Annotated in this window: 9 protein-coding genes; 5 read left to right on the plus strand and 4 right to left on the minus strand. The window is 72.7% G+C overall.

Features of this window, described 5'->3' with window-relative positions; translation table 11 throughout:
* Positions 1-158: 158 nt before the first annotated feature.
* Entirely contained in the window at positions 159-4,880 is a 4,722-nt protein-coding gene (locus ACZ4Z2_RS29445) for a hypothetical protein (protein WP_468080070.1), read from the plus strand.
* Between the two features lie 79 nt (positions 4,881-4,959).
* Here the strand turns inward: ACZ4Z2_RS29445 and ACZ4Z2_RS29450 are convergent, their stop codons facing one another.
* The 4 genes from ACZ4Z2_RS29450 to ACZ4Z2_RS29465 form a co-directional block, all read right to left on the minus strand.
* On the minus strand, positions 4,960-6,510 hold the full coding sequence (locus ACZ4Z2_RS29450; protein WP_468080096.1) for a GMC family oxidoreductase: 1,551 nt from the start codon (positions 6,508-6,510) through the stop codon (positions 4,960-4,962).
* Positions 6,511-6,622: 112 nt separating this feature from the next.
* A complete protein-coding gene (locus tag ACZ4Z2_RS29455) occupies positions 6,623-8,293 on the minus strand; it encodes an APC family permease (RefSeq protein WP_468080071.1) in 1,671 nt (556 codons plus the stop codon).
* A gap of 201 nt (positions 8,294-8,494) precedes the next feature.
* Entirely contained in the window at positions 8,495-9,961 is a 1,467-nt protein-coding gene (locus ACZ4Z2_RS29460; protein WP_468080073.1) for an aldehyde dehydrogenase family protein, read from the minus strand.
* A gap of 144 nt (positions 9,962-10,105) precedes the next feature.
* Positions 10,106-10,669, minus strand: coding sequence for a hypothetical protein (locus ACZ4Z2_RS29465; RefSeq protein ID WP_468080074.1), 564 nt, complete (start codon positions 10,667-10,669; stop codon positions 10,106-10,108).
* A gap of 422 nt (positions 10,670-11,091) precedes the next feature.
* On the opposite strand from ACZ4Z2_RS29465, the gene ACZ4Z2_RS29470 reads away from it, so the two are divergent.
* The 4 genes from ACZ4Z2_RS29470 to ACZ4Z2_RS29485 are packed head-to-tail and all read left to right on the plus strand — an operon-like array spanning position 11,092 to position 15,357.
* A complete protein-coding gene (locus ACZ4Z2_RS29470; RefSeq protein ID WP_468080076.1) occupies positions 11,092-13,860 on the plus strand; it encodes a nitrate- and nitrite sensing domain-containing protein in 2,769 nt (922 codons plus the stop codon).
* On the plus strand, positions 13,857-14,294 hold the full coding sequence (locus ACZ4Z2_RS29475; protein WP_055717220.1) for a roadblock/LC7 domain-containing protein: 438 nt from the start codon (positions 13,857-13,859) through the stop codon (positions 14,292-14,294). The genes ACZ4Z2_RS29470 and ACZ4Z2_RS29475 overlap by 4 nt, the downstream gene beginning before the upstream one ends.
* A 9-nt stretch (positions 14,295-14,303) precedes the next feature.
* Positions 14,304-14,699: a DUF742 domain-containing protein gene (locus ACZ4Z2_RS29480; protein WP_468080078.1), complete on the plus strand. Its 396-nt coding sequence runs from the start codon at positions 14,304-14,306 to the stop codon at positions 14,697-14,699.
* Between the two features lie 52 nt (positions 14,700-14,751).
* Entirely contained in the window at positions 14,752-15,357 is a 606-nt protein-coding gene (locus ACZ4Z2_RS29485) for a GTP-binding protein (protein ID WP_468080079.1), read from the plus strand.
* The last annotated feature ends 6 nt before the right edge of the window (positions 15,358-15,363 follow it).

Below are 15,363 nucleotides of genomic sequence, written 5' to 3' on the forward strand. Positions count from 1 at the left end.
CCGCAGAGCGCCCGCACCCGCCCCGACCCGCAGAGCGCCCGCACCCGCCCCACAGACACCGCCCGCACCGACACCGCCCTCGCCCGCCCCGACCGGTTTCCACCGCCCGCACCACGTCTCCGCACGAACCACCCTCACGACCGCGAAAGTCCCCCACCATGTACGAGCTGTCCCGGGTCCGCCTCTACTCCATCGGGCCGGCCGGTGCGCGTTACGCCGACACCGTGCTGGACCTGAGGGGTGTCGGCGAGCCCGTGCCCGACCCGGCGCCGCAGCAGGCGGAGTTCTTCGAGGAGGAGCCCACCGGGCCGCCGCGCCGGCCCGCGCCCGCGGGCGTGCTCTTCCTGGAGAACGGCGGCGGCAAGTCGGTGCTGCTCAAGCTGATCTTCTCGGTGATGCTGCCGGGCCACCGCAACACCCTGGGCGGGGCCAGCTCGGGCGTGCTGCGCAAGTTCCTGCTCGCCGACGACTGCGGACACGTCGCGCTGGAGTGGCAGCACACGCTCACCGGCGAGTGCGTGGTCGTGGGCAAGGTGAGCGAGTGGCGCGGGCGCCAGGTCTCCAACGACCCCCGGAAGTTCGCCGAGGCGTGGTACTCCTTCCGGCCCGGCCCCGGCCTCAGCCTCGACAACCTTCCCGTCGCCGAGTCCACCGCCGTCCGGCCGTCCGTCGAGGGCGCCTCCGGCGCGCAGGGCCGGCGGCGGACCATGAAGGGCTTCAGGGACGCCCTCACCGAGGCGGGCAAGGCGTACCCGCACCTCGAAGTGCACTGGGAGGAGATCCACGACCGCTGGAACGAGCATCTGACGGACCTCGGGCTCGACCCCGAACTCTTCCGCTACCAGCGGGAGATGAACGCCGACGAGGGCGAGGCCGCCGGTCTGTTCGCGGTGAAGAAGGACTCCGACTTCACCGACCTGCTGCTGCGCGCGGTCACGGACACCCGGGACACCGACGGGCTCGCCGACCTCGTCGGCGGATTCGGCAACAAGCTCGGACGGCGGGCCGAGCTGATCGCCGAACGCGACTTCACCGCCGGGTCCGTGGACCTGCTCGGCCGGATCGTGGAGGCCGCCGAGGCGCGGTCACGCGCGCGTGACATCCACACGGCGGCCGAGCGGCGGACCCGCACCCTGGCCCGGCGGCTCTCCGCGCGGGCCACCCAGGAACGGGTCAGGGGCACCGACCTGGCCCAGCGGGTCACGGCCGCCGCGTACGCGGTCACCCACGCCGAGGGCGCCCGGGAGCGCAGCGCGCTGATCGCGGCGGAACTCGCCTACCGGCACGCCTCCCTCGCGCTGGCCGCGGCCGAGAAGTCGGCCGCCGCCCAGAAGCGGGAACTGGCCGACGCGCGCACCCTGCTCTCCGCCTGGCAGGCCGCCGAGGCCGTCCTCAGACACCGCGCCGCCGCCGACCGCGTGGCGCGTGTGGCCGCCGCGATCCAGGAGGCCGAGCGGGACGCGGCCCCCGCGCTCGCCGCCCGCGCCAAGGCCGCCGTCGACCTCGTACGGGCCCTGCACGCGGCCGCCGAGAGCGCCGAGAACCTCGCCAACGAGGGCGAGGAGCGGTCGGCCACCCTCCAGGAGGCCGGCGAGGCCGCCCACCGGGACGCCACCGCCGCCGCCACCGAGGCCCAGCGCGCCCGCAGCGAGATCGGGCACCTGAAGCAGCGGCTCAGCGAGGTCGAGCAGGAGACCGCCGAGGCCGTCCGGGCCGGTTGGCTCGACGACAGCGCGCCCGACGCCGACCCGGCCCGGGCCGCCCTCGCCGCCAGCGACGCCGAGAAGAGTGCCGTCGCCGCCTGGGACACCGCCCGGGAGGCGTCACGACGCGCCTCCGAGCACGCCCGGGAGGCGGCCTCCGCCGAGTCCCGCGCGGAGCTGACCGCCGCCCGTGCCGCGGACGCCGCCCTCGCCGCCGAGCGTGCTCATGACGGGGAGCGGCGCACCGCCGAGGCTCTCGCGGCGGAGGAGCGCCTCGCCGAGCTGCTGAGCCTGCCGGGCGCGTCCCGCAGGAACCGCGCCGGCGTCCCCGTGCCCCGCGCCGCCGGCGACGACCCGGGGAGCGCGACGGCCGGGTCCGCCGAACCGGAGCGGCGGGGACCGGCGGCCGGCGCGACCGACGGCCCCGGCGCCTCCGGGGCCACGGGCGATGCCCCCCTCACCGCCGAGGAGCTGGACCGCTTCGCGGACGAGCTGCGCGAACTGCTCGACGAGAACGTGGCCTCCGCCGAGCGCCACCTCTTCGAACTGCGCACTGCCGCAGCCGACGACTCCCGGATCCTCGGCGCCCTCGGCGACGGCGGACTGCTGCCGCCGGGCCCCGACGTGCTGGCCACCGTCGAGTTCCTCGGCGAACACGGCATCCCCGCCCTGCCCGGCTGGCGGTACCTCGCGCAGGCCGTCGATCCCGCCGACCACGCGCGGGTGCTCGCCGCCCGCCCCGAGCTGGTCGACGGCGTCATCATCACCGACCCGGACTCCCACATCCGCGCCCGTGAGGCGCTCGGCGACGCGGCCCTCCTCCCGCGGTCCGCCGTCGCCGTCGGCACGGCCGCCGCCCTGCTGGCCCCCACGCCGCCCCTCGACGCGGGCGACGGCACCTCCTCCGAGGTGTTCCTCGTCCCGCCGAACCCGGCCATGCACGACGAGCGCGCCGCCGACGAGGAGCGCCAGGCCCTGCGCGCCCGCGCCACCGAGCGTGACGAGGAGATCCGCGTCCTCGCGGCACGGCTCGGCAAGGACCGTGAGCTCGCGGCGCGCCTCGCCTCCTGGCGCACGGGCTGCCCGGCGGGCCGGCTCACCGAGCTGGCCACGGCCGCGCGGGAGACCCGCGCGTTCGCCGAGGAGGCCGAGGCGGAGCTGGCCGAGGCCCGTACCGTGCGGGCGGAGGCCGAGGAGGCGGCGGCCGAGGCCGCCCAGGTGCGGGACGAGCGCCAGGAGGCCGCGCAGAAGGCCCGCCGCGCCGCCGACGCCCTCGCCGGACTCGCCTTCCGGCTGCGCGAACGCGCCGGCTGGCAGGTCAAGCTCCGCGAACTCGCCGACGAGGCCGCCGAGTCCGAGGCCCGCGCCCAGGCGTGCCTGGAGCGGGCCCGCGCCGCCGACGAGGACCGCCGCGCCACCCAGCGTGCCGCCGACGACGCCCGCCGCACGGCGCGCGCCCTGCGCGCCGAGCGCGCGGAGATCGCGGGCGCCCCCGACGACGTACCGGAAGCCGAATCCGACGCGCCCAAGCAGCCCCTCGCCGCGCTCCGCGAGGCATACCGCGCCGCCTCCCAGGTGTACGAGAAGGTGGGCGTGGGCGCCGACCTGCGGGCCGAGCAGGCCCGGGCCGAGAGCGACGAGAGCGCCGCCCGGGCGGAACTGGACCGGCTCAGCAACAAGGTCCGCAACCGCGCCGAGCAGCTCCTGCAGTCGCCCGACGGCTCCGACGGCCCCTCCCGGCAGGCCGCGGCGGCCCGCGCGGAGGAGCTGGTGCAGGTCCTGGAGACCCGTGTGTCCACGGCGAGCGAGCAGCTCGGACGGCTGCGCGGCGAGGCCGAGCGGCACGCACCCGAGGACGGCGGGACCCACACCGAACTGCCCGAGGAACTGGTCCCGCGCGACGCCGACCACGCCCAGGCCCTGCTGCGCACCGCCACCGCCGAACTCGCCTCCCGTACCGAGGCGCTGGCCCAGGCCCGCGAGGCCCACGCGGAGCTGCTGACGGCCCACCGCGCCGCCGAGGACGCCGCCGGCGGCTTCGACGAGACCTCCGCCCTGCTCAGGGACCTTCTGCGTGACCACACCCCGGACGACGACCAGGAGGAACCCGAGCCCTACCCCGGCGGCCTCGAAGAGGCCCGCAGGGCCGCCGCCGAGGCCCGCCGCTCCCTGCGCGGCTGCGCCGCCGACCTCTCCGCCGCCGAGGGCGCGGTACGCGAGGCGAGCGACATCCTCGTCCGGCACGCCAACTCCACCCGCTACGAGCAGGTGCGCACCCCGGCCCGTCAGCAGATCCGGGAACTGCCCGCCTCCGCGCTGCCCGAGCACGCCCAGAAGTGGGCGGACGCCTTCGCGCCGCGGCTGCGGGTGCTCACCGACGAGCTGGCGCAGCTGGAGCGCAACCGCGACTCGATCGTGGACCGGCTGCGGGGTCTGGTGGAGTCGGCGCTCGCCACCCTGCGCTCGGCCCAGCGGCTGTCCAGGCTCCCCGAGGGCCTGGGGGAGTGGTCCGGCCAGGAGTTCCTGCGCATCCGCTTCGAGGAACCCGACCAGGCGACGCTCACCGAGCGGCTCGGCGAGGTCATCGACGAGGCGACCCGCGCGGCCGTGAAGAAGAACTCCGACATGCGGCGGGACGGCATGTCCCTGCTGCTGCGCGGGGTCGCCGCCGCCCTCCAGCCCAAGGGCGTCGCCGTCGAGATCCTCAAGCCCGACGCGGTGCTCCGCGCCGAGCGCGTCCCCGTCGGACAGATGGGCGACGTCTTCTCCGGTGGCCAGCTGCTCACCGCCGCCATCGCCCTGTACTGCACGATGGCCGCGCTCCGCAGCAACGACCGGGGCCGCGACAAGCACCGCCACGCCGGCACGCTGTTCCTCGACAACCCCATCGGCCGGGCCAACGCCACCTACCTGCTGGAGCTCCAGCGGGCCGTGTCGGACGCCCTGGGCGTCCAGCTCCTCTACACGACCGGCCTGTTCGACACGACCGCCCTGGCCGAGTTCCCCCTGGTCATCCGCCTCCGCAACGACGCCGACCTCCGGGCCGGCCTGAAGTACATCAGCGTCGAGGAACACCTCCGCCCGGGACTGCCGCAGCAGCCCCGGGCGGGAGAGGCGGTACACAGCGAGATCACGGCGACGAGGATGTACAAGAGGCCCGCGGCGAACCCCGCTTGAAACGCCCTGAGGGGCGCGGGGGACGCCGGGCGGCCACGACGGACACGCGGCCGCCCGGCGTCCCCGGACACCCCACCCCTCAGGAGTCGGCCTTCAGCAGGTCCGCGCACTTCTCGCCGATCATCATCGTCGTGATGCACGGATTGACGGTCACCAGATCCGGCATCACCGACCCGTCGGCCACCCGCACCCCCTCGACCCCCTTGACCCGCAGTCGCGCGTCGAGCGGCGCCGAGGGGTCGTCGTCGGCACCCATCTTCACGGTGCAGGCCGGGTGGTAGACGGTGTTGTGCGTCTTGCGGATGTAGTCGAACAGCTCGTCGTCGGTCCGCACATCGGGCCCGGGCGCCAGTTCGGCCCCCTTCCACCCGCTCAGCGCCGGCTGCGCGGCGATCTCACGGGCCAGCCGCAGCCCGTACGTCATCACCCGCACATCGTGCTCGTGGGTGAAGTACCGCGGGTCGACCTTCGGCTTGTCCCGGTAGTCGCGGGTACGCAGCCGCACCGTGCCCCGCGACTTCGCCCGCGTCACGTTGGGCGTCAGACAGAACGCGTTCTCGGTCGTGGGGTAGCCGTGCCGGGCGGTGTTCATGTCGAACGGCACCGACCCGTAGTGGAACATCAGGTCGGGGCGGTCCAGGCCGGGCTCGGTGTCGTAGAAGATGCCCGCCTCCCACCACTGGTTGGACGTGGTGGGCATCGGCTGCGCGGCCTCCCACATGATGACGCCCTCGGGGTGGTCCTGGAGGTTCTCGCCGACGCCCGCCGAGTCGACGACCACGTCCACGCCCACCTCGCGCAGGTGCTCGGCGGGGCCGATGCCGGAGAGCATCAGGAGCTTCGGCGTGTCGATGGAGCCGCAGGAGACGATGACCTCGCGCCGGGCCCGGACCGTGCGGGTGTGGATCAGGTCAGGGTCCAGGTACTCGGCGCCGACGCAGCGCCGCCCCTCCAGCACCAGCTTCTTGGCGCGGACGCCCGTGCGGACCTCCAGGTTGGGCCGCTTGCCCATGATCGGGTGCAGATACGCCACCGAGGAGGACTGCCGGATGTTGTTCTCGTCGGAGTTGATCTGGAACCAGTTGGCGCCCCGGACCACCGTCGTACCGGTGTTGAAGGGCGTCGTCGGTATCCCGGCCTGGGCGCACGCCTCCAGCAGGGCGGTGCCGCACGGGTCGTCGCTCTTGATCGTGCGGAGTTTGACCGGCCCGCTGCGGCCGTGGTGGTCGCCGGGGGCGTCGTTGTTCTCCAGCCGCTGGTAGAGCGGGAAGAGGTCGGCCGCCGACCAGCCCTTGCAGCCGGCCGCCGCCCAGTCGTCCAGGTCCTCCGCGGGGGCCCAGAAGGCGATGCAGGAGTTGTGTGAGGAGCAGCCGCCGAGGACCTTCGCTCGGGCGTGCCGCATGAAGCTGTTGCCGCTGGACTGCGGCTCGACGGGGTAGTCCCAGTCGTAGCCGGACTCCAGCAGGCCCATCCAGCGTTCCAGTCTCAGGACGGCGTCGTCGCCGACGTCACTGGGCCCCGCCTCCAGGACGCACACCGTGACCGACGGGTCCTCGGAGAGCCGGGCCGCCACCACGTTGCCCGCGGTGCCGCCGCCGACCACGACGTAATCGAACTCTTCTGTGTTCATGGGGAGTTGATCGCTCATGGGGAGGTGTCCTCCTTGCGTTGCATGCGTCCCCGGCGGATCGGCGCCGGGGACCGCGTGGTGCGAGGTGCGTGCTGCGTGCTGCGCCGTTGTGTCAGTCGACGGCGGGGGAGGCGACGGGCGGCGCGGGGGGTGCCGTCGGGCCCGACGGCGCGGTGCCGGCGGCCGTCATCGCGTGCTCGGCGAGCACACCGGTCTTGTGCCGCTGGACGAACCAGTAGTAGGCGAAGCCGCCGCCGGCGATGAGCGCGACGAACAGGACCGCCCCCCAGCGCAGGTACCAGTGGAACGGCTCGGTCGCGTTGTAGACGGACGCCCGGGGCCAGATCAGGTTGAGGGTCATGCCCGTGCCCCACAGGACGGCCAGGGCGTTGACCAGGACGCCCCAGCGGCCCAGGGAGAACCTGCCGTCGCCCGCCGGCTGCCACCTGCCGCGCAGCCGCGCCACCAGCATCGGCACGGTCACGCCGAGGTAGGCGAGGTAGATCATGATGATGCCGATGCTGGTCACCACGGTGAAGATCTGCGGCTGGCGGATGTTCACGAGCAGGATCGAGAGGGCCAGCACACCGATGATCACGGCCGGGAGGACCGGGGTCTGGAAGCGCGGGCTGACCTTGGCCAGCAGCGAGGACGCGGGCAGGTTGTTGTCGCGGGCCATCGCGAAGGCCAGGCGGATCGCCGCCGTGTGCACGGCGAGCGCGCACACCGTGACCGCGATCAGCACGCACCAGAGCATGGCCTTGCCGGCCGTCGGACCGAGCACGTCGAGCACGACGTACTGCAGACCGTCCGTGGACAGCTTCTCGCCCTTCAGGCTGGAGACGCTCATCAGCGCCAGCAGCAGGATCAGACCGCCCAGCACGAAGGAGGCGACGATCGCGCGGATGATGGCGCGCGGCGCGTTCCGGGACGGGTCCAGCGACTCCTCACCGAGCGAGGCGGCCGTGTCGAAGCCGTACATGACGTACGCCGACGCCAGCGACGCCACGAGAAACGCGCCCAGGTACCCGGCGCCGCCGTACCCCTCACCCGTGCCGTTCGTCTCCAGGACGACCTGCGGGCCGCGCGTGATGTGCACGGCGAACAGGGCGATCAGCACGACAGTGGCGATCAACTCGATGAAGACGCCCGCCGTGTTGATCGTGGCCATCAGCTTCACGCCGAAGGCATTCACCAACGTGGTGAACAGGATCAACACCGCGGCCAGGATGACCGCGTTGGTCGCCACGTCATAGGTGCCGGTGCCGTCACCGACGAACTGGAACCAGTCGGAGATCTGCGGCAGGGTCAGCTGGTAGGCGAGCGCCACCGCCGCGATCGACACGATCGACGCGGTCAGCATCATCCATCCGGCGAGCCAGCCCAGATGGGGATTGCCTATCTTCTTGGACCAGTTGTAGACGGAGCCCGCCACCGGGTAGCGCGCCGCCAGCTCGGCGAAGCAGAGGGCGACCATGAACTGGCCGACGAACACCATGGGCCACGACCACCAGTAGGCGGGGCCGCCGCTGCTGTAGCCGAAGTAGAACAGCTGGAAGGTGCCGGTGAGGATCGAGATGTAGCTGATCCCGGCGGCGAAGGTGTGGAAGTTGCCGAGCGTGCGCTTGAGTTCGGGTTTGTAGCCGAACTCGGCGAGCTCGGCGTCGTCGTTCGACTTCTGCGGTCCGTTCGGCGTCTGCGGTCCGTTCGGCGTCTGCGGTCCGGTCGAATCCTGGGGGTCGGTCGAATCCTGTGGTCCGGTCGGTTGCTCGATGGTCGTCATGAGCGGACTCCTGGGGGCCTTGGGGGAAAGGGGGAGCGGCTCTCACGGGTGCCGGGATGGGGTGCCCGTCGGGGCAGGCGGGGGAGGGGGAGGGAAGGGGGTGTGTGCGGGAGAGGGGGCAGGTGCAGGGAGGGGGGCCGCATCCGCGGACGCGGAGGAGGAGTCATACGTACGCCCCAAGTCCCCACGGAAGGAGGGGAGTTACGCGAACCAGCCCTGGGGGGAGGGGTCCGTGTTGCGCCAGATGTGCTTCGTCTCGCGGTACTCGGCGAGCCCCGCGGGCCCGAGCTCACGGCCGAAGCCGGACTGCTTGTAGCCGCCCCACTCCGCCTGCGGGACGTACGGGTGGTAGTCGTTGATCCACACCGTGCCGAGCCGCAGCCGCGCGGCGACCCGCCGGGCCCTGGCCTCGTCCGACGTCCAGACGGCGCCGGCCAGACCGTAGATCGTGTCGTTGGCCAGCCGCACGGCCTCGCTCTCGCCGCTGAACCGCTCCACGGTCAGCACGGGCCCGAAGGACTCGTCCTGGACCACGGACATCGTGCTCGCGCACTCGTCCAGGACGGTCGGCAGATAGTAGAAGCCCTGGTCGTACGCCTCGCCGGACGGCCGCGCGCCGCCGCAGCGCAGTACCGCGCCCTCCGCGAGGCCCTTGGCCACGTACTCCTCGACCTTCGCGCGGTGCGCCGCCGAGATCAGCGGCCCGGTCTGCGCCCGCTCGTCGAACGGGCCGCCCAGCCGGATCCGCTCCGCCCGGCGTACGAGTTCGTCGACGAACCGGTCGTGCAGCGCGTCCTCGACCAGCAGCCGGGCTCCCGCAGAACACACCTGGCCCGAGTGCAGGAAGACGGCGGTGAGGGCCATGTCCACGGCGGCGTCGAAGTCGGCGTCGGCGAAGACGATGTTCGGGTTCTTGCCGCCGAGCTCCAGCGCGACCTTCTTCACGCTCGCGGCGGCGTTGGCCATCAACCGCCGACCGGTCTGGAGGCCGCCGGTGAACGAGACGAGGTCGACGTCCGGGTGTTCCGAGAGGGGGGCGCCCGCCTCGGGACCGGCGCCCAGGACCAGGTTGGCCGCGCCCGGCGGCAGCCCGGCCTCCTCCAGCAGCCGCATCAGATGGATCGCGGTGTGCGGGGTCAGCTCGCTGGGCTTCAGCACGAAGGTGTTGCCGGCCGCGAGGGCGGGGGCGACCTTCCAGGCCGTCTGCAGGAGCGGGTAGTTCCACGGGGTGATGAGCGCGCACACGCCGACCGGCTCGTGCACGACCCGGCTGTCGACACCCTCCTGCCCGGTGTCCACGACCCGGCCCGTCTCGGCGGTGGCCGCGTGACCGAAGTAGCGGAAGCAGTTCGCGATGTCGTCCATGTCGTACTCGCTCTCCACCAGCCGCTTGCCGGTGTCGAGCGACTCGGCGCGGGCCAGCGCGTCCCTGTCGCGTACGAGCAGGTCGGCGACCCGCAGCAGCAGGGCGCCCCGCTCGGCGGCGGGGGTCGTGGGCCACGGGCCCTCGTCGAAGGCGCGACGCGCGGCGGCGATCGCCTCGACGGTGTCCTCGGAGCCGGCCTCGTCGACGACGGCGACCAGGCTGCCGTCGGCGGGACAGCGGATCTCACGGGTCCGCCCGTGGAGCGCGGGGCGCCATGCTCCGCCGATGAAAAGTTCGGGCATGTCTCTCGTTCCTCCTGGTCAGCGCCGTGTCACAGGCGCCCTTGCGGCTGAGCGCATAACCGGAAGGCTGCGTTCTATGCATGGCGTCCGGCCGATGTGACGGTTGACACGCCCGGCCAGGAGGAACGAGAGGACAGGCCGGACCTACGGGTGCGACAGCTGACCGGCGCCGCCCCGGCGGCGTATCCGCGCCTGCGCGCGCTCCGCCACGCGGGCGTCGCGGCGTACCCTCCGCCGCTCACGCCGCAGCGCGCGCGCCGTGCTGCTCGGGGTGGACACCACGCCGTTGCGCTGGCTCCACACCTGCCGGGTCACCCAGACGTCCAGCGCGCCCCAGGTCGCCGCGATCGTACTGCCGACGCTGCTCAGGACCATGGGGAAGGCCAGCCAGGAACCGGCCAGCGTGCACAGCACGGCCACCATCGCCTGAATGAGCGTCACCGCGATGATGAGGACCGCGCGCACCGCCGCCGTCCGCACCGGATCGGGCAGTCGGCGCCTGCGCGCCGGCTCCTCGATCCACAACGGCCGGCCGTACGGTCGCTCCTCGTCCAGGGCGGACAGCTTCTTCTCCTCCACCGCGACACCCCCGTCGGCGCGGAGGCCGCGCTCGGGTGCCCGAACGGCCGTGGCCGCAGCCTGTGGTGTCGCCTCCTCAGGTATCACCTCGTCATTCTCGAGCGTTATCTGCCGCTCCGCCGTGCCCATCAACTTTTGTCACTCCCCACCGCCGGTGGACCAAGAGCTCCGGGATCACGAGACCCGGCCCCCCTCTGGTGCCCGACTTCCTCCGAATTACGCCACCCGGGGGCGGCTTGCGGGGCCTGTCGCCCCTTTCCGTCCCCCATTCCCGTACAGAAAGACGATCGAGGTGCGCGGAAAGATTCCCAAGGAACGCAAAAATCCGGCCAACCGGCCAACTTCTCCGACGGGATGCCATGGGTTCAACTGCCCGACAGGGGGAGGCAATCTCCCCCAATGAACGGACAACTCCCCATGTCTGGTTCGCCATGGGCGACTGGTGCCTGCGGACAGCCCTTCGAGATACCCGCGTGTCGGTAGTAGGCTCACGCCGTTTGTTGACGCACATGTGTGCCCCCGGGCCGGCGGGGGATGAGCTGGGGGAGGCCATGCGCTTTCGCGGGAAATCGATCCGCCGGAAGATCGTGGCGCTGCTGCTCGTGCCCCTGATCGCCCTCACGAGCGTCTGGGCCTTCGCCACGGTGCTCACGGGACGCGCGGCGAGCGACCTCTTCCGAGTGGCCGACATCGTCGAGGAGATCGGCTTCCCCACCGAGGACACCATCCGCGTCCTCCAGCAGGAACGCCGCCAGACCCTCGTCCACCTCGCCGATCCGCGCGGCTCCGACGCCGCCGAGGCCCTGGAACGCAGCCGCGGCGCCACCGACAAGGCCGTCGCGCAGTTCCGCGACCACGCCACGGACACGGAGCTGCGGGAGAAGATGGGCGAGGCCACCTCGCTACGGCTCACCGCCATCCTGGACGCCCTCGACGGCCTCCCGGCCCTGCGCACCGGCGTCGACGACGGCACCGTCACCGTCAGCCAGGGCCTCAAGTTCTACAACGAGCTGGTGGACCCCTGCTTCGCCCTGCTGTCCAACCTCCCCGCCCTGGACAACGTCGAGATGGACAAGCAGGGCCGCGCCCTGGTCAACCTCGGCCGCGCCCGTGAGCTCCTCTCCCGCGAGGACGCGCTGTTCAGCGCCGTCCTCGTCGCCGGCCGGATCACCCGCGACGAGATCCGCGACTTCTCCGACCTCGTGGCACAGCGGACCCTGCTGTACGACATCACCCTGCCGTTGCTGCCCCCCACCGAGCGCGACCGCTTCTCCAGCTACTGGCGGAACGCGAACACCGCGCCCCTGCGCTCGGTCGAGCAGGACGTCATCGGCTCCGTCGCCGGACAGCGCGCGGGCGTCAGCGCCAAGAGCTGGGACAGCGCGGTGGAACCGGTGCTCTCCCACCTCCGCGACCTCAGCATCGAGGCGGGCGACCGCTACCAGGACCGGGTGCGCCCCCTGGCCACCCATGTCATCCTCAGGGCCGTCATCGCGGGGGCCCTCGGTCTCCTCGCCCTCCTGGTCTCGCTGTTCATGTCCGTGCGCATCGGCCGCGTCCTCATCCGCGACCTCCGCCGGCTGCGCCAGGAGGCCCACGAGACGGCCGATGTGCGACTGCCCAGCGTGATGCGCCGGCTCGCCGCGGGCGAACAGGTCGACGTCGAGACCGAAGTGCCCCGCCTGGAGTACGACAAGAACGAGATCGGCGAGGTCAGCCAGGCCCTCAACACCCTCCAGCGGGCCGCCGTCGAGGCCGCCGTCAAGCAGTCGGAGCTCCGCAGCGGCATCTCCGAGGTCTTCGTCAACCTCGCCCGCCGCAGCCAGGTCCTGCTCCACAAGCAGCTCACCCTCCTCGACACCATGGAGCGCCGGACCGACGACACCGAGGAACTCGCCGACCTGTTCCGCCTCGACCACCTGACCACCCGTATGCGCCGGCACGCCGAGGGCCTGGTCATCCTCTCCGGCGCCGCCCCGTCACGTCAGTGGCGCAAGCCCATCCAGCTGATGGACGTCGTCCGCGCCGCCGTCGCCGAGGTCGAGGACTACGAACGCATCGAGGTCCGCCGGCTGCCCCGGGTCGCCGTCACCGGCCCCGCCGTCGCCGACCTCACCCACCTCGTCGCCGAACTCCTTGAGAACGCCACGGTGTTCTCGCCCCCGCACACCGCCGTGCAGGTCCTCGGCGAGCGCGTCGCCAACGGCTTCACCCTGGAGATCCACGACCGGGGCCTCGGCATGGCGGCCGAGGCGCTCCTCGACGCCAACCTGAAGCTCGCCGAGACCCCCGACTTCGAACTGTCCGACACCGACCGGCTCGGCCTCTTCGTGGTCAGCCGGCTCGCCCAGCGGCAGAAGGTCCGCGTCTCCCTCCAGCCCTCGCCGTACGGCGGCACCACGGCCGTGGTCTTCATCCCGGACGCGCTCCTCACCGACGACGTCCCCGACACCAACGGCATCGGCTTCCGCCTCGACCGCGCCCACCCCACCCGGGAGGCCCAGCTGGAGGAGGAGCGCAACGCCGCCCTCTCCCAGGTGCCGGTCCGTCTGCCCGGTCTGTCCGCCGCCATCCTCGACGGCCCCGTGGAGCTGGAGGCACCGGTCGAGCTGGACCCCCTCGGCGGCTTCCCGACCACCCTGGGCGACGACGGCGAGGGCGGCGAACTGTTCCGGCCGCGCCGCCCCCTCACCGGGGTCGAGGGCGACCCACGGACCGCGTACGACGGGGAGGAGCGGCGGACGCCCCTCACCGACCCCGACCCGACGGTCGGCCCCGTACCGCTGCCGCAGCGCCGGACACCCCACCTGGTCAGCTCGCACGGCCGCCCGGTGACGGGACACAAGCCGCGCCGCCCGGAGGACGAGCCACCGCAGGGCAGCGACGCCGAGATCACCGACTCCCGGCCGTTCACCGCCCTGCGCGGGGACCGCGCCGAACCCCCGGCGCTGCCCCAACGCCGACGCACGACCGCGGCCGACGACCCGGCCCCCCGCGCGCCGAGGCCCGTCCCGGGCACGCCCGCCCCCCGTACGGACGTGACGGCCGACCCGGCGGAAGCAGCTCCGAGCCCGCTGCCCCGGCGCGTCCGCCAGGCCAACCTGGCCCCGCAGTTGAAGGACGGCCTCGCCCGGCGGGTCGAGCGCGAGAGGGCTCGGCCCGACCGGCCGGACACCGCCGAACGCGACGCCGACGAAGTACGCAGCCGTATGGCCTCCCTCCAGCGTGGCTGGCGGCGAGGCCGCGAGGAGAACGCCGAGGGCGACGACGCCCGAGACGTCTCAGCACCAAGAGGAACGACAGAGGGGGACGGTCGATGACCGCACCGAAGGCCGAAGGGCCCACCGCGACCGGCACGTCCGGCGAGCTGAACTGGCTCCTGGACGATCTGGTGGAGCGCGTCGCCAGCATCCGCAAGGCACTCGTGCTCTCCGGCGACGGACTGCCCACGGGCGTCTCCAAGGAGTTGACCCGGGAGGACAGCGAGCACCTGGCCGCCGTCTCCTCCGGTTTCCACAGCCTCGCCAAGGGCGTCGGCCGCCACTTCGAGGCGGGCAACGTCCGGCAGACCGTCGTCGAACTCGACGAGGCGTTCCTCTTCGTCACGGCCGCCGGCGACGGCAGCGCCCTCGCCGTCCTCGCCGACGCGGAGGCCGACATCGGGCAGGTCGCCTACGAGATGACGCTGCTGGTCAAGCGGGTCGGCGTACATCTGGGCTCCGCCCCACGCACCGATCTGCCCCAGGGCGGGTAGTGGGATGGCATGAGCCGAGACGGTCAGGGAAGAAGCCACTGGTTCGACGACGAGGCCGGACCGGTGGTCCGTCCGTACGCCATGACGCGTGGCCGGACCAGCCACGCGGTGCAGCACCGCCTCGATCTGATCGCCGTGGTCGTCACGGAACCGCACGTCGACGATCCGGAGGACGACAACTCGCTGTCCCCGGAGCACGTCCGCATCGTGGAGATGTGCCGTGACACCCCGCAGTCGGTGGCCGAACTCGGCGCCGAACTGGACCTGCCCGTCGGAGTGGTCCGGGTCCTCGTCGGCGACCTCGTCGACGAGGAACTGGTCCATGTGAATCGTCCAGTTCCGCCTGCCGAACTGGTGGACGAGAGTATTCTGCGCGACGTGATCAACGGCCTCCGGGCGCTGTGAGCAGGCCGCGGTCCGCCGTCGCGCGACAACCATCCAGCAGGAGAAGAGACCGATGATCCTCGGGCGCACTGAGCGCGGCACACCTCCGGTCGAGCCCGTCACGCTCAAGATCCTCGTGGCCGGCGGCTTCGGCGTGGGCAAGACGACCCTCGTCGGCGCGGTCAGCGAGATCAAGCCGCTGCGCACCGAGGAGGTGCTGACCGAGGCGGGCCGCCCGGTCGACGACACCACCGGTGTGGAGGGCAAGCACACCACCACCGTGGCCATGGACTTCGGTCGCATCACCCTGCGCGAGGACCTCGTCCTGTACCTCTTCGGCACGCCCGGCCAGGACCGCTTCTGGTTCCTCTGGGACGAGTTGGCCTCCGGCGCCCTGGGTGCCGTGGTGCTCGCCGACACCCGCCGCCTGGAGGACTGCTTCGCCGCCGTCGACTACTTCGAGCGCCGCTCGATCCCCTTCGTGATCGGCGTCAACTGCTTCGACACCGCGGCGCATTACCCGGCGGAGACGGTCCGCCAGGCCCTCGACCTCGACCCCGAGGTCCCCGTCGTGCTGTGCGACGCGCGCCGGCGGGAGTCCGTCAAGGACGTCCTGGTCTCCGTCGTCCGGCACGCGATGGCGTACACGGCGGAGCACCGCCAGACCGTCACGACCTGAGCCCGG

The organism is Streptomyces sp. NPDC030183 (assembly GCF_055573455.1).

Coding starts and splice junctions, on each gene's coding strand:
- ACZ4Z2_RS29445 (WP_468080070.1), top strand. CDS start 159: ATGTACGAGCTGTCCCGGGTCCGCCTCTACTCCATCGGGCCGGCCGGT.
- ACZ4Z2_RS29450 (WP_468080096.1), bottom strand. CDS start 6,510: ATGAACACAGAAGAGTTCGATTACGTCGTGGTCGGCGGCGGCACCGCG.
- ACZ4Z2_RS29455 (WP_468080071.1), bottom strand. CDS start 8,293: ATGACGACCATCGAGCAACCGACCGGACCACAGGATTCGACCGACCCC.
- ACZ4Z2_RS29460 (WP_468080073.1), bottom strand. CDS start 9,961: ATGCCCGAACTTTTCATCGGCGGAGCATGGCGCCCCGCGCTCCACGGG.
- ACZ4Z2_RS29465 (WP_468080074.1), bottom strand. CDS start 10,669: ATGGGCACGGCGGAGCGGCAGATAACGCTCGAGAATGACGAGGTGATA.
- ACZ4Z2_RS29470 (WP_468080076.1), top strand. CDS start 11,092: ATGCGCTTTCGCGGGAAATCGATCCGCCGGAAGATCGTGGCGCTGCTG.
- ACZ4Z2_RS29475 (WP_055717220.1), top strand. CDS start 13,857: ATGACCGCACCGAAGGCCGAAGGGCCCACCGCGACCGGCACGTCCGGC.
- ACZ4Z2_RS29480 (WP_468080078.1), top strand. CDS start 14,304: ATGAGCCGAGACGGTCAGGGAAGAAGCCACTGGTTCGACGACGAGGCC.
- ACZ4Z2_RS29485 (WP_468080079.1), top strand. CDS start 14,752: ATGATCCTCGGGCGCACTGAGCGCGGCACACCTCCGGTCGAGCCCGTC.